Annotated in this window: 20 protein-coding genes; 2 read left to right on the forward strand and 18 right to left on the reverse strand. The window is 69.6% G+C overall.

Annotated elements, in window-relative coordinates; genetic code table 11:
* Positions 1–275: 275 nt before the first annotated feature.
* Positions 276–698: a VanZ family protein gene (locus QMX80_RS11960; protein ID WP_282277287.1), complete on the reverse strand. Its 423-nt coding sequence runs from the start codon at positions 696–698 to the stop codon at positions 276–278.
* On the reverse strand, positions 686–1,870 hold the full coding sequence (locus QMX80_RS11965) for an SAM-dependent methyltransferase (protein WP_273084148.1): 1,185 nt from the start codon (positions 1,868–1,870) through the stop codon (positions 686–688). The genes QMX80_RS11960 and QMX80_RS11965 overlap by 13 nt, the downstream gene beginning before the upstream one ends.
* Positions 1,871–1,924: 54 nt before the next feature.
* Between QMX80_RS11965 and QMX80_RS11970 the strand changes: the two genes are divergently transcribed.
* Complete coding sequence (locus tag QMX80_RS11970) at positions 1,925–2,662, forward strand: pteridine reductase (protein ID WP_282277269.1); 738 nt, start codon at positions 1,925–1,927, stop codon at positions 2,660–2,662.
* A 214-nt stretch (positions 2,663–2,876) separates the two neighbouring features.
* On the opposite strand, the gene folK is transcribed toward QMX80_RS11970, so the two are convergent.
* The 13 genes from folK to QMX80_RS12035 form a co-directional block, all read right to left on the reverse strand.
* A complete protein-coding gene (gene folK, locus QMX80_RS11975) occupies positions 2,877–3,365 on the reverse strand; it encodes a 2-amino-4-hydroxy-6-hydroxymethyldihydropteridine diphosphokinase (RefSeq protein WP_282277270.1) in 489 nt (162 codons plus the stop codon).
* A 178-nt stretch (positions 3,366–3,543) separates the two neighbouring features.
* Positions 3,544–5,064, reverse strand: coding sequence for a response regulator (locus QMX80_RS11980; RefSeq protein WP_282277271.1), 1,521 nt, complete (start codon positions 5,062–5,064; stop codon positions 3,544–3,546).
* Positions 5,065–5,070: 6 nt separating this feature from the next.
* Positions 5,071–5,511 (reverse strand): response regulator, encoded by a 441-nt coding sequence (locus QMX80_RS11985; protein ID WP_055772291.1) that lies wholly within the window; start codon positions 5,509–5,511, stop codon positions 5,071–5,073.
* A gap of 11 nt (positions 5,512–5,522) precedes the next feature.
* Positions 5,523–7,328 carry an ATP-binding protein gene (locus QMX80_RS11990; protein WP_055772294.1) on the reverse strand — a complete coding sequence of 602 codons (1,806 nt, stop codon included), beginning with the start codon at positions 7,326–7,328 and terminating at the stop codon, positions 5,523–5,525.
* A 193-nt stretch (positions 7,329–7,521) separates the two neighbouring features.
* A complete protein-coding gene (locus tag QMX80_RS11995) occupies positions 7,522–7,869 on the reverse strand; it encodes a BON domain-containing protein (protein WP_282277274.1) in 348 nt (115 codons plus the stop codon).
* 19 nt (positions 7,870–7,888) lie between these two features.
* Positions 7,889–8,803 carry a phosphogluconate dehydrogenase (NAD(+)-dependent, decarboxylating) gene (gene gnd, locus QMX80_RS12000; protein WP_282277276.1) on the reverse strand — a complete coding sequence of 305 codons (915 nt, stop codon included), beginning with the start codon at positions 8,801–8,803 and terminating at the stop codon, positions 7,889–7,891.
* Positions 8,788–10,041, reverse strand: coding sequence for a hypothetical protein (locus tag QMX80_RS12005; protein ID WP_282277288.1), 1,254 nt, complete (start codon positions 10,039–10,041; stop codon positions 8,788–8,790). The genes gnd and QMX80_RS12005 overlap by 16 nt, the downstream gene beginning before the upstream one ends.
* Positions 10,042–10,070: 29 nt before the next feature.
* Positions 10,071–10,619, reverse strand: coding sequence for a DUF2242 domain-containing protein (locus tag QMX80_RS12010; RefSeq protein ID WP_282277278.1), 549 nt, complete (start codon positions 10,617–10,619; stop codon positions 10,071–10,073).
* A gap of 110 nt (positions 10,620–10,729) precedes the next feature.
* Entirely contained in the window at positions 10,730–12,904 is a 2,175-nt protein-coding gene (locus QMX80_RS12015) for a carboxy terminal-processing peptidase (protein ID WP_282277280.1), read from the reverse strand.
* A gap of 399 nt (positions 12,905–13,303) precedes the next feature.
* Complete coding sequence (gene lipA / locus QMX80_RS12020; protein WP_273084171.1) at positions 13,304–14,311, reverse strand: lipoyl synthase; 1,008 nt, start codon at positions 14,309–14,311, stop codon at positions 13,304–13,306.
* A gap of 15 nt (positions 14,312–14,326) precedes the next feature.
* Positions 14,327–15,028, reverse strand: a complete 702-nt coding sequence (lipB, locus tag QMX80_RS12025) for a lipoyl(octanoyl) transferase LipB (RefSeq protein ID WP_055772314.1) — start codon at positions 15,026–15,028, stop codon at positions 14,327–14,329.
* A complete protein-coding gene (locus tag QMX80_RS12030) occupies positions 15,016–15,294 on the reverse strand; it encodes a YbeD family protein (RefSeq protein WP_055772652.1) in 279 nt (92 codons plus the stop codon). The genes lipB and QMX80_RS12030 overlap by 13 nt, the downstream gene beginning before the upstream one ends.
* Before the next feature lie 167 nt (positions 15,295–15,461).
* Entirely contained in the window at positions 15,462–16,439 is a 978-nt protein-coding gene (locus QMX80_RS12035; RefSeq protein WP_055772317.1) for a CsgG/HfaB family protein, read from the reverse strand.
* 279 nt (positions 16,440–16,718) lie between these two features.
* Here QMX80_RS12035 and QMX80_RS12040 point away from each other — a divergent pair, with 279 nt between their 5' ends.
* Positions 16,719–17,777, forward strand: coding sequence for a lipid A deacylase LpxR family protein (locus QMX80_RS12040; protein ID WP_282277283.1), 1,059 nt, complete (start codon positions 16,719–16,721; stop codon positions 17,775–17,777).
* Positions 17,778–17,883: 106 nt separating this feature from the next.
* On the opposite strand, the gene QMX80_RS12045 is transcribed toward QMX80_RS12040, so the two are convergent.
* From QMX80_RS12045 to mltB, 3 genes are all read right to left on the reverse strand, one after another.
* Positions 17,884–19,092: a D-alanyl-D-alanine carboxypeptidase family protein gene (locus QMX80_RS12045; RefSeq protein ID WP_282277284.1), complete on the reverse strand. Its 1,209-nt coding sequence runs from the start codon at positions 19,090–19,092 to the stop codon at positions 17,884–17,886.
* A 113-nt stretch (positions 19,093–19,205) separates the two neighbouring features.
* Positions 19,206–20,423, reverse strand: coding sequence for a septal ring lytic transglycosylase RlpA family protein (locus QMX80_RS12050; RefSeq protein ID WP_282277285.1), 1,218 nt, complete (start codon positions 20,421–20,423; stop codon positions 19,206–19,208).
* Positions 20,420–21,556 (reverse strand): lytic murein transglycosylase B, encoded by a 1,137-nt coding sequence (gene mltB, locus QMX80_RS12055; RefSeq protein ID WP_282277286.1) that lies wholly within the window; start codon positions 21,554–21,556, stop codon positions 20,420–20,422. The genes QMX80_RS12050 and mltB overlap by 4 nt, the downstream gene beginning before the upstream one ends.
* Positions 21,557–21,911 lie beyond the last annotated feature (355 nt).

The raw sequence follows: 21,911 nt of genomic DNA on the forward strand, positions 1-21,911 counted from the left end.
CCGCCGGGCGCTGCCCGGCGCTACAGAGCCACAGCCCCATCGCCTTGTAGAGCGGGGCAACGCCCCGCTGAAGCATCACCGGCCAAGCCCGCCGGGCGCTGCCCGGCGCTACAGAGCCACAGCCCCATCGCCTTGTAGAGCGGGGCAACGCCCCGCTGAAGCATCACCGGCCAAGCCCGCCGGGCGCTGCCCGGCGCTACAGAGCCACAGCCCCACCGCCTTGTAGAGCGGGGCAACGCCCCGCTGGGGCATCACCGGCCAAGCCCCGCCCGGCGCTACAGGGCGCCGCGTACCGGATGTGCGGGCTGCAGCCGCAACAGCAGGTCGCGCAACGGCGTGAACGCCGTCGCCAGGCCCACGGCCACGCCGAGGGTGTTGGCCAGCGCGTCGAACGGGTCGGCACTGCGGGTGGCGGTCAAGGCGCCCTGCGCGAATTCGATGCACACGCCCATCGCCACCAGCCCCAGGCCGACGGCCGGCAGCGCGCGGCCGCGGCGGAACAGCTGCACCGCACTGGCCGACAGCAGGAAGTAGGCGATGAAGTGCTCGGCCTTGTCGCCATTCTCCGGCAGCGGCGGCAATGGCGGCGGCGGGATCAGGCACACCACGATCACGCCCAGTACCGCCAGCGCCCACAGTCCGATCCAGAACGGCAGGTGGCGCAGTGGCTTGAACAGCGGGCGGCTCACAGGCGCCAGGTCAGGTCGCCCATCGCGAATGCCGCCGACAGGTCCACGTCGCGGCTGAAGCCCATCACCTGGAAGCGCTCGCCCATCTCGGTGGGCAGGGTCAGGCGCTTCAACTGTTCGCGCAGGCGCACGCGCCCGATTTCATCGGTATTCGCGTCCCCTGCCTCCAGCAGGCCGGTGATGCCATTGCAGAACAGGAAGCCGGCCTGGTGGCAGTAGCCGGCCAGGTCGAAGCCGGCGCCGGTGCCGGCCTCGGCCAGTGCGGTGAAGTCCACCGAAGCGGTGATGTCCTGCAGGCCAGGCCACAGATGGACATCGTTGTGCACGCGGTGGCGATAGAACGCGCGCAGGGTGCCGTCGCGACGGTCGTCCTGGTAGAACTCGGCGCGGGTGTAGCCGTAATCGACGAACAGCATCGCGCCGCGGCGCAGGCCGCCGGCCACCGCCTGGATCCAGTACGGCAGCTGCGGCAGCAGTTCGGAGCGGTAGCCATCGCTGAAAGGACGTTCCAGATAGCGCTCCACGTGCCGCACCGCCGCCGACAACAGCATGTCCGCCGGCTGCGCGCCGCGCACGAAGCGGCCCTGCCCGTCGAGTTCGACGGTTTCCTCGTAGATTTCCCCTTCGCTGGCGAGGAAGCGCGGCGTGGGCAGCGCGTCGATCACCTCGTTGGCGAACAGCACGCCATCCCATTCGTCATCGAACGGGCGGTCCAGCCATTCCACGCGGGCGAACAGCGCCGGGTCGAGCGCGCCCTGCAGGCGCTGGCGCTGGCGCTGGCGCAGGTCGGCGCTGGGCTCGAGGATGGCGTAGCGCGCCGGCAATGCGTCCAGCTCGGCAAGGCGCCCGAGCGCAGCCTCGGCGAACGCGCCGCTGCCGCCGCCCAGTTCCAGCACGCGCGCCTGCGGCCCGATCTCGCGCAGTACGGGCGCCAGCGCGTTGGCGGTGGCCGCGGCGAACAGCGTGCCCATTTCAGGTGCGGTGACGAAGTCGCCGGCGGCGCCGAACTTGCTGGCGCCGGCGCTGTAATACCCCCAGCCCGGCGCATACAGCACCAGTTCCATGAACCGCGAGAACGGCATCGCGCCGCCCTGGGCGAGGATCTCCGCGCGCAGGTGCGCGGCCAGCTGCTCGCTGTGGGCCAGCGCGTCGGATTCGGGCAGGGGCAGGTCGGAATGCATGGGACGGCGGTTTGCGGGGACAATGCACAGGATAGCCGAGCGAGGAAAACGCAGATGACGGATCCGCAACGGGTGGCCCTGGTGACTGGCAGCGCGCGCCGCATCGGTGCGGTCATCGCCCGCCACCTGCACGGCCATGGCTACCGGCTGGCCCTGCATGCGCACCAGTCGGGCGAGGAATTGCAGGCACTGGCCTTCGACCTGGAAAGCGAGCGCCCCGGCAGCGTGCTGGCGGTACAGGCCGACCTGCGCGACGCGCAGGCGCTGCCGGAGCTGGTCGAGGAGGTGGTGGCGCATTTCGGCCGGCTCGACGCGCTGGTCAACAATGCTTCCAATTTCTTCCCCACGCCGTTCGGGCAGGTGCAGGTGGAACAGTGGGACGAGCTGTTCGCGGTCAACGCACGCGCGCCGTTCTTCCTGGCCCAGGCCGCCGCCCCGCACCTGCGCCGGCAGCGCGGCGCCATCGTCAACCTGACCGACCTGCACGCGACCCAGCCGCTGCGCGATCACCCGGCCTATTCGGCGGCGAAGGCCGCGCTGGAGATGACCACCCGCTCGCTGGCGCTGGAACTGGCGCCGCACGTGCGGGTGAACGCCGTGGCACCCGGCGCGATCCTGTGGCCGGAACAGGGCAAGAGCGAGGCGGCCAAGCAGGCGCTGATGGAGCGCACGCCGATGGCGCGCACCGGCACGCCGCACGAGATCGCCGCGGCGGTGCGCTGGCTGCTCGACGACGCCGGCTACATCACCGGGCAGACGCTGCGGCTGGACGGTGGGCGCACGCTGACCTGAGCGTTGGCCGCCGGCGTCGTGCCGATGTCGCGCCGATGTCCGGCCGGGTTTTACCGGGAAGGCCCCAGCGGGGCTGTGCCCCGCTCTACCGGGAAATCGACTGCTGCGGCGTTGTAGCGCCGGGCAGCGCCCGGCTGGGCTTCACCGGAGTGGCTCCAGCGGGGCTCTGCCCCGCTCTACACGAAGGCGATCGCGCAGCCGCCTTGGCGGCGGGTCAGTCCGCCAGTTCGACGGTATCGAATGCGTCGCCGTGCTGCGGATGCACCTGCCACATCTGCCGCAGGCTCAGGCCGCGGACCGGGTCGATGAAATCCGGCGCGATGTCGGCCAGCGGCTTGAGCACGAAGGCGTGCTTCAGTTCGGGCCGCGGAATGCGCAGGTGGCCGGGGCCTTCCACCACCAGGTCGCCGTAGTACACGACGTCGATGTCCAGGGTACGGTCGCTGAAACGCGGCCCGCTGCGGTCGCGCCCGTGCGCGTCCTCGACCGCGTGCAGCCAGTCGTCCAGTTCCGCCAGCGGCAGGCCGGTATCCAGCATCACCGCGTTGTTGAGGAAATCCGGGCCATCGAAGCCCACCGCCGGCGTGCGGTAGGCCGGGGAAACGGCGATCCGGCCGAAGCGCTCGCGCAATACCCGTACCGCCGCCTGCAGATGGTGTTGCGGGCGCAGGTTGCTGCCCAGGCTCAGTAGCACGGTCGTCATCGGCTTCGGCTTGTCGCGGCGGCTCGCCGCGTCGGATTGGGGACGCACATGATAGGGCTTCGGGCCAGGAACCAGTGGAGAGAAACCAGCAACCAGGCAGGGCGGAAGCAGGAACGCGAGCTCGCGGCTGTTGCCTGCGCTGCTCGTTCGTGGCTTCCCTACGCGGGCTCCTGGCGTCTCACCCCGTGCCCAGCGCGTCGGCCACGGCGCGGAACACACGCTGCATTTCCAGCGGGCGCGGCAGCACGTGCACGCTGATCCCCGATGGCGCCAGGCCATCGGCAAACGCCTCGTCGCCGTTCTCCTCCAGCACGATGGCCGGACCGCGGTAACCCATGTCCTGCATCTCGGTCAGCAGCTGCCCGGCGGACAACAGCGGAATGCCGCTGTCCACCAGCACTACGTCCGGCATTCCCGCTTCCTGCAGGTGGCGCATCGCCGCGGCGCCATCGGCCGCCAGCCGCAGGCGGTAGCCCTGGCTGGCCAGCGCGTTGCCCAGCAGCGACAGGCGCGTGGCCTCGTCGTCCACCACCAGTATCCGCCGGCCCCGGCCGGCCGGCGTGGCCGGCATCGCACCGTCCTTGCGCTCTCCCGCCGCGGCATGCAGCGGCAGCAGCAGGTCGAAGCGCGTGCCCTCGCCCGGCCGGCTGGAAACCGCGATGCTTCCATCCAGGCTTTCCACGATGCGCTTGCACGACACCAGCCCCAGCCCGGTCCCGCCGGCCTTGGTGGTGAAGAACGGGCTGAACAGCCGTTTCACCGTCGCCTCGTCCATGCCGACGCCTTCATCCTGCACGCGGATGCGCAGGCGCTCGCCATCGGCGCCGGCAGCGCGCTCGGCCAGCAGGCTCAGGCGCCCGCCATCGGGCATGGCCTGGATCGCGTTCAACGCCAGGTTGAGCAGCACCTGCTGCAGTTCGGTGTAGTTGCCTTCCACCGCCATGCGGTCGTCGCGCACCTCCAGGTGCAGGTCGACGTTGCCCGGCAGGCTGCTCTTGAGCAGCATTCCCACCGCCTGGAACAGGCGCTGCAGGACGATGCGCTCGCTGGGCAGACGCGAGCCGCGCACGAAGGACAGCATCGACTCGACCATTTCGTGGCCGCGCCGCCCGCATTCGGCGATCACGTCGGCCAGCCGCACCACCTTGGGGTCGTCGCTGCGGTCGCGGATCAGGTCCGGCACGATCAGCAGCGGCTGCAGGATGTTGCGCAGGTCGTGGCTGAGGCCCGCGGCCAGCAGGGCCAGGCTTTCCAGCCGCTGCGCGCGCATCAGCTCGTCCTCGACCCGCAGCCGTTCCATCTCGCGCCGCGCCTCGCGGATGGCGCGCGCCACCGCCGAGGGCAGGCGCGCCGGCTGGTGCTTGATGATGTAGTCGTTGGCGCCCTCGTGCAGCGCCTGCACCGCGGTCTCCTCGCCCATCGTCCCGGAGACGAAGATGAAGGGCACCTGCGGGTGCAGTTCGCGCAGGATGCGCAACGCCTGGTAGCCGGAGAAGCCTGGCATGCTCAGGTCGGAAAGCACGATGTCCGGCGTCCACCGCGCCAGCAGCGCGCGCATCTCCGCCTCGCTGTCGACCCGTTCGAAGCTGCCTTCCAGCCCGGCCTCGAGCATCTGGTCGCACAGCAGTTCCGCGTCCTCGGCCGAGTCCTCGACCAGCAGGATGCGCAGCGGACCCAACGGTGTCCCTTTGTTGGGCATGGCGGCTTACTCCAGCTCCGGGGCCTGGTTGATGACCGCCCAGAAGGTGCCAAGCGTCTTGACCGCGTTGAAGAACTGGTCGACGTCCACCGGCTTGACCACGTAGGCGTTGACGCCCAGGTCCCAGCTGCGCGCCAGGTCGCTCTCTTCGCGCGAGGAGGACAGGATCACCACCGGCAGGCGCTTGAGCTCGTCTTCGGCGCGGATGCGCTGCAGCACTTCCAGCCCGTCCATGCGCGGCATCTTGATGTCCAGCAGCAGCACCGCCGGCAGGCCTTCTTCGCGGTTGGCGTAGACGCCGCGGCGCATCAGGAAATCCAGCGCTTCCACGCCGTCCTCCACGTGCACGATGGGATTGGCCAGGCGCGCGTCGCGCAGCGCGTCGATCGCCATTTCGGCGTCGGCGGGGCTGTCTTCGGCGATGAGGATGGTACGGAGCGGACTCATGCGGGTGGACCTCAGCTGTGCGCGTCGGGCGCAGGGGGTGGAAGGATGAAATGGAAGGTGGCGCCCTGGTCGACCTGGGCCTCGGCCCAGATGCGGCCGCCATGGCGGGTGAGCACGCGGCGCACGCTGGCCAGGCCGATGCCCGTGCCCGGATAGTCGCTGGCCTTGTGCAGCCGCTGGAACACGCCGAACAGCTTGCCGGCGTACTGCATGTCGAAGCCGGTGCCGTTGTCGCGCACGCTGAACTGCTGGCTGCCGTCGGGCAGCTGCTGCGCGGACACGTCGATGACGGCATGTTCGCGGCCGGCGGTGTACTTCACCGCGTTGCCGAGCAGGTTCAGCCACACCTGGCGCATCATGTTCTCGTCGGCCACCAGCACCGGCAGCGGGCCCACGTTCCAGTGGACGTCGCGCACCGCGGCGTCCGCGCCCGTCTCGGCGCGCAGGTTGGAATCCAGCAGCGCGCGGGTATCGGCGACCAGCGACTGCATGTCCACCGCCTGCAGGCGCATCGCGCCGCGGCCCAGGCGCGAATAGACCAGCAGGTCGTCGATCAGCGCGGCCATGCGCCGCGCCGAGTCGCCGATCACCTGCAGGTAGTGGCGCGATTTCTCGTCCGCGCCCTCGCCCAGGTGCCGCGCCAGCTTGTCGGAGAACCCGGCCACGTGGCGCAGCGGCGCGCGCAGGTCGTGCGAGACCGAATAGCTGAACGCCTCCAGCTCGCGGTTCACCTCGGCCATCTGTTCGACCTTGCCTTCCAGCTGCCGGTTCAGCTCCTCCACGCGCAGCTGCACGGCGCGCTGCAGGGTGACGTCGCTGACCGTCATCAGCACCACTTCGTCGTCGCTGTCGGGCAGCGGCATGCGCCGGGCATTGACCAGCATGATGCGCACCAGGCCGTCGACGCTGCGCTGTTCATGCTCGTAGTCCCACAGCTCGCGGCCGCGCAGCAGCACGTCGGCCAGGCGCTGGCGGACGATGTCGTCGGCCCAGGCACCGTCGCCGATGGACTGCAGCGGCTGACCGTTGGCGTCGTCATCCTCCACGCCATAGAGCTCGGCGAAGGCGGCGTTGTGCAGGACGATGCGCTGCTCGCCATCGAGCAGCACGATCGGCTCGCGCACGGTCTGCAGCACCGAACTGGCGCGGGCGCTGGCCTGCAGCATGCGTTGTTCCGCGCGCGTGCGGCGGCCGATCTGCCGCTTCAGCAGCCACAGCACCAGGCCCAGCAGCAGCAGCTGCGCCGCCAAAGTGCTCCAGGTCACGATCGTCGACAGGCGCTGCTGCTTGTGCGCGGCGGCGATGCGCCGGGCCAGCAGCTCGTCCTCGTGCTTCTGCAGCTCGATCGCGATCTCGCGCACCGGATAGCTGAACGTCATCTCCTCGATCAGCTCGCGCTGGCGCAGCGATTCCGGAGTGACCGCGATCTCCTTGGCCAGCGCCATGCGCCGCTCCAGCATGGAACTGACGCGCCCGATCCGCACCAGCTGCTCGGGACTGTCGCTGACCAGCCCGGACAGTTCATGGAGCGTGTCGGCGACATGGTCGGCGCGCCGCAGGCGTTGCCGCAGCGCGTCCGATTCCACGCCCTTGGACAGGGTCAGCGCGGCCGACTCCACGTCGCGGATGTCGGCCTGCAGGATGTACAGCCGCGCGCTCACCGCCTGGGTATGCGCCACCCAGTTGGCGGCATTGACGCTGTCGCGCGAAATCTGCAGCAGCAGCAGCGAAGGCACCACGACGATCAGCAGCGCGGCCAGTCCCAGGCCGGCGAAACGCCAGCGGTCCCAGCCCTCGTCGGTGAATCGATAGGCCATCCTCATTCCTTGCCTGGGGCCGGCCCGAAGACCGGGATGAACGTAAACAGGTTCCCGGCGACACATGGCCGTCCGCGTGCATCGCCGCGGGCGCGGTTCCCCCGGGTCCGGAGCCGGCCGGGTGCATGCGAACCGGCGCGCAAGCATTGCATGATTCGCCAGCGGAGTGAACGCGGAAGCACGGCTGCGGCCGTCACGGATGCGGCGCGATCGCGCCGGTCTGCAGCGCCTGCGCGTCCACGCCGCGCACGCCCTTGACCCGGCCCGCCAGTTCCACGACCTGGTCGTACGTGATCCGGCTGTCGACCGCCCCTTCCAGGGTGACGATGCCCTCCGTGGTGCTCACGCGCACGTCGGCGTTGCCGTCGCGCTGCAGCGGCACCAGCGCCGCGCGGATCCGCGTGGTGATCCACGCATCGCCCATCTGCCCCGGGACCGGCGCCTGCGGCGGCGCGAGCGGCTCCTGCGCCTGCAGCGGCGACGCGGCCGACAGGCCCCACAGCCATCCGCCGCAAAGCACCCATGATCGCGCGGCCTTCATCGCCCGGCTCCGGCGGCCGTCATTCGCCATCGTTGGCCGCCTTCACCGCATGTCCGCCGAAGCCGCTGCGCATCTGCGCCAGCATCCGGTCGGCGAAGGAATTGGATTCGCGCGAGCGCAGGCGCTCGAGCAGCGACAGCGTGATCACCGGTGCCGGCACATCCAGCTCGATCGCCTCGCTGACCGTCCAGCGGCCCTCGCCGGAATCCTGCACGTAGGGCGCGATGCCTTCCAGCTGCGGATTGCGCCGCAGCGCGTCGGCACCGAGGTCGAGCAGCCACGAGCGCACCACGCTGCCATGGCGCCATACCTCGGCCACCTGCGCCAGGTCCAGCGCGAACTCCTGCTTCTTCTGCATCAGCGCGAAGCCTTCGGCGTAGGCCTGCATCATTCCGTACTCGATGCCGTTGTGGACCATCTTGCAGAAATGCCCGGCACCGGTCGGCCCGACGTGCGCCCAGCCGCGATCCGCGGCAGGCGCCAGCGCCTCCAGCGCCGGCCGCAGCCGCGCCATCGCCTCCTCCTCGCCGCCCAGCATCAGGCAATAGCCTTCCTGCAGGCCCCAGACGCCGCCACTGGTTCCGCAGTCGATGAACGCCACCTGCGCCTGCCGGCAGCGCTGGGCGCGCCGCAGCGAATCGCGGTACCAGGAGTTGCCGCCGTCCACGACCAGGTCGCCGGGCGACAACAGCGGCAGCAGCTGTTCCAGCAGCGGATCGACCACGCCGGCCGGCACCATCAGCCACAGCGTGCGCGGTGCGGGCAACGCCTGCACCAGCGCTTCCAGCGTCGCCGCCGTGGCCACGCCGGTGGCGGCCAGCCGCTCGCGCGCTTCCTGCCCGGGGTCGAAGCCGGTCACGGCGATGCCGCCAAGGTGCAGGCGCTGCGCCATGTTGGCGCCCATGCGCCCCAGCCCGATCATGCCCAGTTCCATGTTCCACCTCGTTGGTCGATGTAAGCGGTTCGCGCCGCGCAGTCGCGCAGCTGCGCCTGCAGCCAGCGCCGGAACAGCGTGGTGTGCAGATTGTGCAGGGCCAGGTCGATGCTGTACGGCGTGCGCGGGTTGCGGTCGAGCAGGCGCGCGACGTGGTAGCCCAGCGGCCTGACGCCCTTGGGATGCACGTAGAGCATCATGCCGCGATAGACCGGGTCGGCGAGCAGCGCATCCATCTGCGCCAGCAGCGGCCGCTGCGCTTCGGGCAGGGCGTCGCGCAGCGCCGGATCGCGCTCGTGCAGCAGCCGCTCGAAGTAACGCCCGTGGTGGACCGGCATCTGCCGCGACAGTTCCCACAGGCGCCGGTTGAGAGCGTCGTAATGGGCGAGGCCGCCGTGCCGCGCCAGCGCCTCGGCGGCCTCCGCGCTCACGTCGACGATGACGAAGTTCTCGGCCTGGTTGTTGATGTCGTCCAGATGCCGCTTGTCGAATACATGCTCGATGAAACCGGGCACGCCCATGAAGGCCTGCCGTCCCAGGCGCGAGGTGCGCACCGCCTTGCCATCGGCGAAGAATTCGCCCGCGTTCGCGCCAAGCAGGATGCTGGGCGTGTCGTGCAGGGTGAGGAAGGTGCCGATCGACAGTTCGCCCGGCGCGAACTCCCGGTCGAAGCCGGCGTCGCCGTACAGCTCGCGCTGCGTCGCCAGCTGCGCGACCTGGCGGCCGACGCCGCACTCCGAACGCACCTGACCGCTGTAGAACGCTTCCAGCGCGGCGGCATTGGAGGCGACCGGCGCGTAACCGCGACCGAAACTGCGGAAGCGCTGCCAGCCCTGCACGCGCGCACCGCGCGGGCCGAAGCCGATCCAGCCCAGCTGCAACGCGGAGAAGCGGTAGCCACGGTTGTCCTGCAGGCGCGCGACGGCGCGGCGGGTCGCCTCGCCCAACTGGAACGCATAGGCGCACAGGGTCGCCGGATCATCGAGCAGGTCGCGATAGACGCGCTCGCGCTGGGCGTTGTCGTAGCTGCGTGGCAGCAGCGCACGCAGATCGCCCCGCTGCCGGGCAGCGTCCAGCGACGCGCGGCGGCAGGGTTCGCCGCCATGGATCACCGGCGCGGCAATCCCGGCGTCATGCAGCTGCCAGCCCAGCCGCTGCAACAAGGGCAGCATGCATGTCGCGCTGTCCGCCGCCGGTGCCGGCGGCGCAACGCCCAGCAGCGCCAACGCGCAACCCATCAGCCAGGCCGGGACACGGCAGGCGCGCGTCACCGCGCGGCATCTCCGGGCGCTGCCGCCGACGGGGCCAGGTACTGCCGCAGGCGCTCGAAGAAATTCCGGTAGAACACCGGGTCCTGCACCGTGCTGCTGGCCACCCGCACCAGCGAATCGTCATTGCTGCCGAACGGCAGCGACACCGAGCCCAGCGCGCCGACACCGACACTGGCCGAGGTCGGCGACTTCTTCAGCGCATAGCGGTCCTGCACCGCGCTGGCGAACACCTGCGCGCCGCTGTTGCCATGCGCCGCGCAGGAGACGCGCAGCACCAGCTGCTCGTGCAGTTCTTCCTTCGGCTGGAAATTCTTGTTGGCCTCGACGCTGTCCGCGCCGGCGCGGGTGATCGCATAGCCCTGCCCCAGCAGCGCGCGGCGTGCGGCCTCGCAGGCCTGTGCCGGGGTAGCGTCGACATCGCGCGTATAGGTGTCGCCGGAATCGAACGACTCGCGCACCAGGGGATTGTCGGCGGCGCGGCCGCCGCAGCCGGCCACGAGGGCGCAGGTCAGGGCCAGCGATACACGGTAAGCATGCCTGTACATGGCACCTCCACGATCGGCAAGGCAGACAGCATAACGCCGCCAACGTGGAGCCACGCTGACGGCGCCATGCCCTGCAGGAACGCCGTTTCACCGGCGCCCGGAACCCGTTCTCAATCAGCCCAGCGACCGGGACCGGTGGACTGCGGCAGCACCTGCGCCGACAGCGGGCGGTCCTTCTCCAGCAGGTTCACCGCGTCGGACAGGATCGAGGCCGATTCCTTGAGCAGCGGATCGGGGCGCTTCTCGGCGGCCTTCTCGCGCGCGGCATCCTTGACGATGTCGCGCTCGCTGCCGGTCAGGCCGTCGTCGTTGCCGTCGTCGGCCAGCGGGTCCAGCGGCAGGCCCAGTTCCTTGCGGATTTCCTGGCGTTGCTTGCGCTGCATGTCCTGCTTGTCGCGTTCGGCGCGGCGCTCTGCCTCATTGAGCGAGACGTACTTCTTCGCCGCTTCCGTACGGAACTGCTGCACGTCCTCCTCCCACCACTTGAACTCGCGGTCGCTCTGGATGCGCGCGGCATGCCGCGTTTCCAGCCGGGGCAGGATCGGCGCGAAATTGCCGTACTGGGTGTGCGGCACCGCGGCGATGCGGGTCCACGGCAGCGCGTTGTCGTAGGTGCTCTCGCCGAATTCGCTGGCATCCACGCTGGCCGGGAACGCCAGGTCGGGCACCACGCCCTTGTGCTGGGTGGACGAGCCGCTGACGCGGAAGAACTGGGCGATGGTCAGCTTGACCTGGCCGAAGCGTTCCTTCTCGCTGGCCGGCCAGCGGTCCAGCGGCACCACGTTCTGCACGGTGCCCTTGCCGAAGGTGGTCTCGCCGATCACCAGGCCGCGGCCATAGTCCTGGATGGCGCCGGCGAAGATCTCCGAGGCCGAGGCCGAGCCACGGTTGATCAGCACCGCCAGCGGGCCGTCCCAGGCCACCGCCGGATTGCGGTCGCTGTTGACGGTGACGCGGCCGCCGGATTCGCGCACCTGCACCACGGGACCCTGCTCGATGAACAGGCCGGTCAGTTCGATCGCCTCGTCCAGCGAACCGCCGCCGTTGTTGCGCAGGTCCAGCACCACGCCGTCGAGCTTGTCGGCCTTGAACCCGGCCAGCAGGCGCGACACGTCGCGGGTGGCCGAGGCGTAGTCGGCGGCGTTGCGGCGGCGGCCCTCGAAATCCTGGTAGAAGGTCGGCAGCTTGACGATGCCGATGCGGCGCTCGGGTTCGCCGCCGGCGCCCGGGATGGTCATGGTCTCGCCCTTGGCGGCCTGCTCGGCCAGGCGCACCTTCTGCCGGGTAAGGGTCACCATGCGGTGCTTGCCGTCCAGGCCTTCGGCGGCCGGGATGAATTCCAGCCGCACCTGGGTGTCCTTGGCGCCGCGGATCTTGGCCACCACGTCGTCGATGCGCCAGCCGATCACGTCCTCGACCTGGCCGGACCGGCCCTGGCCCACGCCGACGATGCGGTCGCCCGGCTTGAGCGTGCCGTCCACCGAGGCCGGGCCGCCGGCGATGATCTCGCGGATCACCACGACGTCGTCCTGGCGCTGCAGCTGCGCGCCGATGCCCTCCAGCGACAGCGACATGGCCTGGTTGAAGTTCTCCGCCGTGCGCGGGGTGAAGTAATCGGTATGCGGATCGACCGCACGGGTATAGGCGTTCATGAAGAACGAGAACACGTCCTCGCCCTTCACTTCGTTGACCGACTTGAGCAGGGTGGCGTAGCGCTTGTCCAGGGTCTTGCGGATGTCCGCCGCCGGCTTGCCGGCCAGCCGCAGCCGCAGCCAGTCGTTCTTCACCGACTTGCGCCACAGCTCGTCCAGTTCGGCGCCGGTCGCCCACGGCACGTCCTTGCGGTCGTAGTCGAAGCGCTCGCTGGTGGTGAAGTCCGGCTCCTGCTTCAGCAGGCGCCGCGCATAGGCCACGCGCTCGGCCACGCGCTGGCGGTAGACAGCGAACACCTGGAAAGCCGGGTCCAGCTCGCCGGTGCGGATCGCCGTCCCGGTCCGCTCGGCCAGCGGCGCGAAGCGGTCCACGTCCTCGCGGGTGAAGAACTGCTTGCCGCTGTCCAGCGACTCCAGGTAGCGCTTGAACACGTCCTGCGAGGTCGCCGCGTCCAGCGGGCGCGGGCGGTAGGCATAGCGGCTGTCGGACAGCAGTCCGTAGACGAGCTTGGAGGTGGTCGCCTGGTCGACCGTCGCGGTGGACGGCAGCGCGGTGGTGTCGGCGCGCGCCAGCAGCGCGGCCGGCGCGGTCAGCGCGAAAGCCAGCAGGAAAGCGGGAACTCGGTAGTTCATCAAAGTACTCGTGGCACCAGGCGATGGAGTGAGACTGCGGATGGCTTGGACAACGGGACAGTGCCGGAAGTTGCGGTACTTGTCATCCGCATGTCCTGCAGGCTAAAGCGGCGGCGGTAGCGGGATGTGAATGCCACCCAAGCGGCACCGTCGCCGATGGCGACCTGCCATCGGCCGGGATTTCCGCATCGCGGAATCCGGCGCTCCAGATATTCATGCAGATGCGGGCCGGGGCCTGCACTAGCCTGCCGCCTCTCGAGGAAAGCCCATCAGCCAGTAGGCGCGCCGAGGGCGCGTCGTGCGGGCGGTGCGAGATGCGACCGCGGCCGCCACGCGCCTCTCCGGCGTCCGCCAGAGGCCGCGAACCATAGGGCCGCAGCGCGCAGCGATGGGGTCGCCTCAACCGACCCCGGCGCCGGCGGCCTGCCGGTCGGCGTGGTAGGACGAGCGCACCATCGGGCCGGATGCCACGTGGTGGAAGCCCAGTTCGTAGCCGTAGTCCTCCAGCGCCTTGTATTCCTCCGGCGTCCAGTAGCGCAGCACCGGGTGGTGGTGCGGCGTGGGCTGCAGGTACTGGCCGATGGTGACCATTTCCACGTCGTGCGCGCGCAGGTCGCGCAGGGTGGCCTGTACCTGTTCCAGGGTCTCGCCGAGGCCGAGCATGATGCCGCTCTTGGTCGGGATCGCCGGGTGCTGCGCCTTGAACTTCTGCAGCAGGGTCAGCGACCACTGGTAGTCCGCGCCCGGGCGCACGTTGCGGTACAGGTCCGGCACGGTCTCGATGTTGTGGTTGAACACATCCGGTGGGCTGACCGCGAGGATTTCCAGCGCGCGCTCCATGCGGCCCTTGCCGCGGAAATCCGGGGTCAGGATCTCGATGCGGGTGCCGGGGCTGAACTCGCGGATGGCGCTGATGCAGTCGACGAAATGGCCGGCGCCGCCGTCGCGCAGGTCGTCGCGGTCGACGCTGGTGACCACCACGTACTTCAGGCCCATGTCCTTGACCGTCTGCGCCAGGTGCAGCGGTTCGGCGGCGTCCGGCGGCTTGGGCCGGCCGTGGGCGACGTCGCAGAACGAGCAGCGGCGGGTGCAGACCTCGCCCAGGATCATGAACGTCGCGGTGCCATGGCCGAAGCATTCATGGATGTTCGGGCAGCTGGCTTCCTCGCATACCGTCACCAGGCGGTTCTCGCGCAGCTTGGCCTTGAGCTGCTGCACCGCATTGCCGGAGGGAATGCGTACGCGGATCCACGACGGCTTGCGCAGCACCGGCGCGTCGGCGAACTGCACCGGCGAGCGGTTGATCTTGTCGCCACCGAGCTGTTTGGCGCCGGCCTGCAGCGGCGCGGACGGGGTGTCGCCCTGCAGGACCTGCAGGGGAATGGAGCGGCTGGTGGATTCGGTCATGGCGTTCCGGCGGCGTCAGGGCCGCATGGTCAGGTCGGGCAATCCGGGATCGTCGCGCAGGTCCAGGCCGAACTGCCGGGCCAGGTGGGACAGCAGCACCGGCTTGACCGCCTCGATGCCCGAAGGACCGCCCAAGTCTAGCACCGAGGTCACCTGCATCCCGGCATAACCGCAGGGATTGATGCGGTGGAACGGCTCCAGGTCGAGGCCGACGTTGAAGGCCAGCCCGTGGAAACTGCAGCCGCGGCGCACGCGGATGCCGAGCGCGGCGATCTTGGCGCCGCCGACATAGACGCCCGGCGCGCCCTCCAGGCGCTCGGCGACGATGTTCCACTCGTCCAGCGTGTCGATGATGGCCTGCTCGATGCGGCATACGTAGTCGCGCACGCCGATGCCGAGCCGGCGCAGTTCCAGCAGCGGGTAGACCACGATCTGGCCGGGGCCGTGATAGGTCACCTGGCCGCCGCGATCCACGTGCAGCACGGGGATGTCGCCCGGCGCCAGCACGTGCTCGTCCTTGCCGGCCTGGCCCAGGGTGAACACCGGATCGTGCTCGACCACCCACACTTCGTCGGTGGTGGCCTCGTCGCGGGCGTCGGTGAAGCGCTGCATCGCGTGCCAGACCGGCTCGTAGGCCTGGCGGCCGAGGTCGCGCAGCGTCGCCGGGCGGGCCTTGGCACGCACGGCGTCGGCAGGGCAGGCGCCTACAGCGTCCACTTCACTTCCGGATGGTTGCGCAGGGCTTCATGCGCAGCGTCGTACTGCTCGCGGCTGTCGGCCTTGAAGGCGATGCGCACGGACACGTACTTGCCGTTGGACGAATGCTTCCAGCTGATGCGCTCGTTGAGCACATCCACGCCAGCCTGCAGCAGCAGCCGCGGCAGCTCGTTTTCCAGCCCGATATTGGCCGCGCCCATGGCGCTCAACTCGAAGGTGCCGGGGAACTGGAAGCCGTGTTCGGGGTTGTCGGACTTGATTTCCATGCCCGCCATTATCGGGGCGGGAGCCGTCAAACCCAAGGTCCGGAACGGCAGAAGGGCCGCTGCGGGCGGCCCTTCCACGGAAAGCTGCGTTGCCGGCGCCGGATCCGTGCCGGCCAACCCGGCCGGCACCTGCACCTGGCGTACCGGCCATGGCCGGCACGACGCTCTTACTTGGACAGTTCCAGCAGGGTGGAGGACACCCAGCCCTTGTTGCCCAGTTCGTCCTCGACCTCCCACATCACGCCCTCCTTGTTGCCGGTCGGGTACAGCATCATGCCCGGGTCCAGCGAACGCACCGGCGCACCGGTGCCCTTGGCGTTGGCCAGCAGGCGACCGGCACGGGTCACCGTCACCGCCTGCTGGGCATTGGCCGCCGAGGCGTTCTCCGGCAGGCCGCCGAGCTGGGCGACGATGTCGGTATAAGCCTGCAGGTAGGCCATGGTGATGACCTGGCCGATCTCGGTATTGGCATAGCCGCCCACGCCGGCGGCGCCGAAGCCGCTGCCGCCGAACAGGCCGCCGCTGGCGCCGAAACCGACGTCGCTCTTGCGCGCCGAGCCTTCGGAGATCGCGACCTGCTCGGAGGAGCGCACGTCGGTCACAGTCAGCACCACGTCCGCGGTCTTGCTGCGGAAGTTCAGGCCACCGACGATCGCGCCGGCCTTGCCGCCGATCAGGCCGCCCAGCAGGCCGCCGATGGCGTTGCCGCCGGCATTGCTGTTCTGCGAGACCAGGTCCGGGATCATCACGTAGTCGGCGGCCTTGATCTGGCCCTTGCCGACGTTGGAACGGCCGCGCAGGTCGCCGCTGGCGGCCAGTTCACGCTCGAACTGCCCGGCGGCCATGCCGGCACCGCGGTCCACCAGGGTAAAGCAGCGCGAGCGGTTGACGAACACCTTGATCAGCCGCGACGGCGCCGGCAGCTGCTGGCCGGTCCACCAGTTGGTGGCATCTTCCGGCTCGATGACCGAGATGGTGCCGATCGGACGCTGGCACACCGGGATCTGGGCGGTAGCCTGCTTGCGCTGTTCCTGCGCCTGGGTACCGGTGTTCTTGAACGAGGCCTGCGCCGGCTGGCTGGAAAGGACCGCGGCAACGCCGACGGTCAGCGCGGCCGCGATCAACGGCGAAAAGACAGTACGCATAGGTTGTGTATTCCCCATTAACCTGCGCCGCTCGGGGGCGCGTTCCTTTGGTCTGAAAACCCGGCGACAGGGTCCTGGTCCTTGCAGGCAGCCAGTCTGGCAAGCGCGGAGTGGTCGGCGGCGATGCTACCGCAGGGCCATGACGGTTTCCAACCCGCGCCCGTCACGGTTTCCGGCGCGGCCCGCGATGCTGCAACGATGTGATCCGCCGGCCTGCGCTGCGCCGGCGCAGGCCCCGCCGTTAAGCTGCGCGCACCCCCACGACCCGGATCCGAGTGGATGGACATCCGCCCCTGGCTGCCCCTGGCGCTGGCACTGACGCTCACCGGCACCCCCGCGCAGGCCGCGGCCAGGCAGCCGGACACCTGCAGCGGCAGCGCACTGCGCGACCATCCGCCCGCGGTCAATTTCCGCGTGGACAACGACCTGTTCGGCGGCCATCACCAGGACCAGGGCTATACCAATGGCGCGATGCTGACCTTCGTCTCGCCCAACCTGGTCGACTACACCGACGACCCCTGCCTGCCGGCGCCGGCGCGCTGGATCAACCGCCACCTGGAACGGCTGCAGCCGGGCGGATTCGACCAGCAGAACATGATCTTCAGCGTCGGCCAGGGCTTGTTCACGCCGACCGACAGCACCCGTGCCGACCTGGTCGAGGACGACCGCCCCTACGCTGGCGTGCTGCTGGCCAACTTCGGCTACAACGCGCGCATCGGCGACCGCCTGCGCACCACCCAGCTGGCGGTGGGGATGGTCGGCCCGTCCGCGCAGGGAAAGCAGGTGCAGGACGCCGTGCACAGCGTGCTGCACGACGAGAAGTTCAGGGGCTGGAAGAACCAGCTGCACGACGAGCCGGTATTCCGCCTGTTGCAGGAACGCATGCGGCGCTGGCCGGCGAACAATGCGGCAGGCTGGGGCTGGGACGCCATCAGCCACTGGGGCGGAGCGGTCGGCAATCTGGCGACCTACGCAAATGGCGGCGGCGAAGTCCGCTTCGGCTGGCAGCTGCCGGACGACTTCGGCAGCTCGCCGATGCGCCCGGCCGGCGAGAACACCGCGCCGACCCGCGGCGCCCGTCTCCCAGGCTGGTCCGGACACCTGTTCGCGACCAGCGACGCACGCTGGGTGCTGCGCGACATCACCCTGGACGGCAATACCTTCCGCCGCGGCCACAGCGTGGACAAGCGAGCGCTCGTCGGCGACATCGGCTACGGCGTGGCGCTGATGCGCGGCAAGTGGAAATTCGCGCTGGCCCGCTACCACCGCAGCCGCGAGTTCGAGGGACAGAAGGAGCGGCCGGTGTTCGGCAGCTTCACCATCAGCCGCACGCTGTGACCGGCGAGGCCCGTCGCGACTTTCTCGGCGCCGTCGCGGTTACCGGACGGCGGCCGGCACTGCCATGAAAAAAGCCGGCTTGCGCCGGCTTTTTTCATCTATCGGGTCAGGACTTCCACCACATCATGAAGGCGTCCCACAGGCGCTTGAAGAAGCCGCCCTCCTCCACTGCCTGCACCGCCACCAGCGGCGCCTCGGCAATGATCTTGCCGTCCAGCGCCACCTTGACCGTGCCGATCTGCTGGCCGGCGGCGATCGGTGCGATGAGCTGCTTGGGCACGTCCATGCTGGGCTTGAGATCGGCATAGCGGCCGCGCGGCACGCTGACCAGCATCGGCTGCGCCACGCCCAGCTGCACCTCGCTGGCGGCACCCTTCCACACATGCTGCGTGGTCACGGCTTTGCCGACCTCATAGAGACGGTGCGTCTCGAAGAAACGGAAGCCCCAGTTCAACAGCGCCAGGCTGTCGTTGGCGCGCTGCTTCTCCGAGGCCCCACCCATCAGCACCGCGATCAGGCGCTGGTCGCCGCGCTGGGCCGAACTCAGCAGGCAGTACCCGGCCGCCGACGTATGGCCGGTCTTGATGCCGTCCACGCTCGGGTCCCGCCACAGCAGCAGGTTGCGGTTGGGCTGGGTGATGTTGCCTACGGTGAATTCCTTGATCTTGTTGTAAGCATAGGTTTCCGGGTAATCGCGCACGAATGCCCGGCCCAGCAGCGCCAGGTCGTAGGCGCTGGACTGGTGGCCGTCGGCGGTCAGGCCGTGCGCGTTGACGAAGTGCGAGTCCTTCATGCCGATCCTGGCGGCATAGCTGTTCATCAGCTCGGCGAACACTTCCTGGCTGCCGGCGGCGTGCTCGGCCAGGGCGATGGCGGCATCGTTGCCCGACTGGATCGCCATGCCCTTTTCCATGTCTTCCAGGCGCGCGGTCTGGTTGACCGGGAACCCGCTGTAGCTGCCGTCGGTACCGGCGCCGCCCTCGCGCCAGGCGCGCTCGCTCATCATCACCTGGTCGTCGGGCTTGATCTTGCCGTTCTTGGTCTCGGCGGCCAGCACGTAGGAAGTCATCACCTTGGTGATGCTGGCCGGCGGCAGCGGCATGTGGATGTTCTCGCCGGCCAGCACCTGTCCGGAGGCGTAGTCCATCAACACCCACGCGCTGGACGTGGACGGCGCCGGCGCCGGCGGGATCGCCACCTGGGCGGGCGCGGCGGCGGCGGCCGGCGTGGGGGTCGGTGCCGGGGTGGGCGTCTGGGCGGAGGCCAGGCCGATGGCGAAAGTCGTGGCCATGGCGGCGGCAAAGCGGAATTTCATCGGAAAACGGTTCCTGTCGGGACAAGGAATGGAAAACTGGCGGTCATTGTAGGGCGTGGAAGCGCCATCGCAGCGGCATCAGCATCGCCGGCGCGTACCCGCCTGCATCGCGCTCAATCGCGGACGATCTGCGGCCTGCCGAATCCAAGACCGGCGATGCGGCCGGCAAGTTCCGCCGCCTTGGCCACGTCGTCGGCGGGCACGCGCAGGCGCCACAGGGTGCGTCCGCCGCTGACGACATCGCTGAGCGTGGCGCCGGCGATGCCGGCCGCGCTCAGCTGCCCCAGTGCGCGCGAGGCGTTGTCGCGGCTGGAGAAGCTGGCGACCTGCAGCAGGATGGCGCCCAGCGCGCGCGCCGCGGCGTCGGCTGCCGGGGGTGCCGTCGCCGATGCGTCGCTCCCGGCCTGTGTCGACGGGGCCATGCCGGTGGAGGCCGGCAAGGCCTGCACGGCCACCGCCTGCGGCGCCGGACCGGCGGCACTTACCTCGGCCGGGCGCGGCGCCGACGCCGCGACAGGCGTGGCCGGCAGTTTCTCGACCAGCTGGTCCATGCGGCTGGGTGGCGGCGCGGCGGCGATGGCGGTGGTCACCGCCGCAGTCGCCGCGCGTCCGCGCGCCGGGCGGCGCGCTTCGTTCGAGGCCAGCAGGTTGTCGCTGCCCGGCGCCAGTCCACGCACCTCGACCCGGCCGGTGCCGCGCTGGGTGATGCCCAAGCGCACCGCGGCGGCATAGCTCAGGTCGATCACGCGGCCATCGTGGAACGGGCCGCGGTCGTTGACCCGCACGATCACCGATTCGCCGTTGTCCAGGTTGGTGACGCGGGCGAAGCTGGGCAGCGGCAGCGTCTTGTGCGCGGCGGTGAACTGGTACATGTCGTAGACCTCGCGGTTGGAGGTCAGGCGGCCATGGAACTTGGCGCCGTAATAGGAGGCGGTGCCCTGCTCGACGTATTCGTCGACCCGGTCCATCACCCGGTATTCCTTGCCCAGCACCATGTACGGCGACTTGTTGCCGATGGCCGAGCGCGGTTCGTTGCTGACCACAGGTTCGGGGATGCAGTCCACGTCAGGCACATGGTCGGGCGTGGTGTCCTTGACCCCTGGCCGGTACAGGCCGCCGGCGCTGTAGTTGCCACGCGTGGTGGGATCTTCCTGCGCCTTGGCGTAGGGCGATCCTTCGGGACAATGCGACGGGCGCCCGCCACGGCCCTGCACCACGCTGCCGGCCGGCTGACCGTGGCCATGGCCGGCGGACTTCGACCGGGACGGCGCGCTGCTGCAGGCGGCCAGCCCGAGCACGATCAACGCAGGGACCAGCCACTTGATGTTCATGCCGGCGGCAGCTCCCGTCCGGCGATGGCCTGGGACAGCTGGAACACGGCCATCGCGTACATCTTGGAAAGGTTGTAGCGGGTGATCGCGTAGTAGTTCTGGAAGCCCAGCCAGTACTGCTTGCCGTCGCTGCCCTCCAGCGTGATCGGCGTGGCGGTGGCGCCGGCCGCGCGCACCGGCACGACCGGGTGGTAACCACGCGCGGCCAGTGCATCGATGCTGAGGTCCGGCGTCCAGTCGACGGGATTGAGTTCCTCGCGGCCGGCATCGAGCGTGGCCGGCACCGCGACCGTGCCGCCGCGCACCCAGCCGCCCTTCTTCACGAAGTAATTGGCGATGGAGGCGAACACGTCGTCAAAGCTGTTGAACAGGTCGCGGCGGCCGTCGCCGTCGCCATCCACGGCGTAATCCAGGTAGCTGGACGGCATGAACTGGCCCATGCCCATCGCCCCGGCATAGCTGCCCTTGAGCGCGGTGATGTCCAGCTTCTCCAGCGCGGCCAGTTCGAACAGCTTGGCCAGTTCATCGCGGAAGAACAGCTCGCGGCGCACCTCGCGCTCGAGCTTTTCCGGATCGCCGCTGCGCGGGTATTTGAACGCCAGCGTGTACAGCGCGTCGAGCACGCGGTGGTTGCCGGCGTTGGCGCCATAGCTGGTCTCCACGCCGATGATCGCCACGATCACCTCGGCCGGCACGCCGGTACGGTCCTGCACGCGCTGCAGTTCGGCGCGGTGCGCGGCCAGGAACTTGCGGCCGCCGTCGATGCGCGCCTGGCTGATGAACATCGGCCGGTATTCGTTCCACGGCTTGACCCGCTCGGCCGGGCGCGACATGGCGGCGATGATCGGTTCGCGGATCTGCGCCTGCGCCAGCATCGATTCGATATAGGCCGGGTCCAGCCGGTAGCGGGCAGCGGTGTCGCGCACGAAGTTGGCGCGCGCGGTCTCGAACCGCACCGGGGTCAGGTCCACCGGCGGCAGGCCGGGCTTGCGTTCCGGCGCGGCTTCGGCCGGCGCAGCGCCCGTGCCGATCGGTTTTTCCGCCGCTTGCGGAGCGGGAGCAGGGGCCTGTGGCTGGGTCGCGCAGGCGACCATGCCCAGGGTGAGACAGCAGACCAGGACGCGTCGAATCATCGGCCGAGGTTAACAGGTCATGGATGAATTTCCATCAATAACACCATGAATCGCAACGGGATTGAAGCGCCAGAACCGGCCTCGCCCGGCGGCGCCACACGTCGCTGCGGCAACCGGAAAACTGAATGCGCAAATTATAGGAAAGCCCCTTGGCCCGATGTCGGGCAATGCCTGCAGGTGTGGAGAAGAATCCGACACCACCTGCACGGAGACAGAGGCCATCGAAGGCCGCGACGCATCGCACGGTCCGGCAGGCAAGCGGCGGCCGCTATCGCGGCGCTGCGAAACGGGGCGGCTCCATGAAAAATCTGGGCACCGGCCGTACCCCCCATCCCCCGTGGGTACGACCGGTGCC

This window comes from Stenotrophomonas sp. PS02297 (assembly GCF_029959705.1).
GTDB lineage: Bacteria > Pseudomonadota > Gammaproteobacteria > Xanthomonadales > Xanthomonadaceae > Stenotrophomonas > Stenotrophomonas nitritireducens.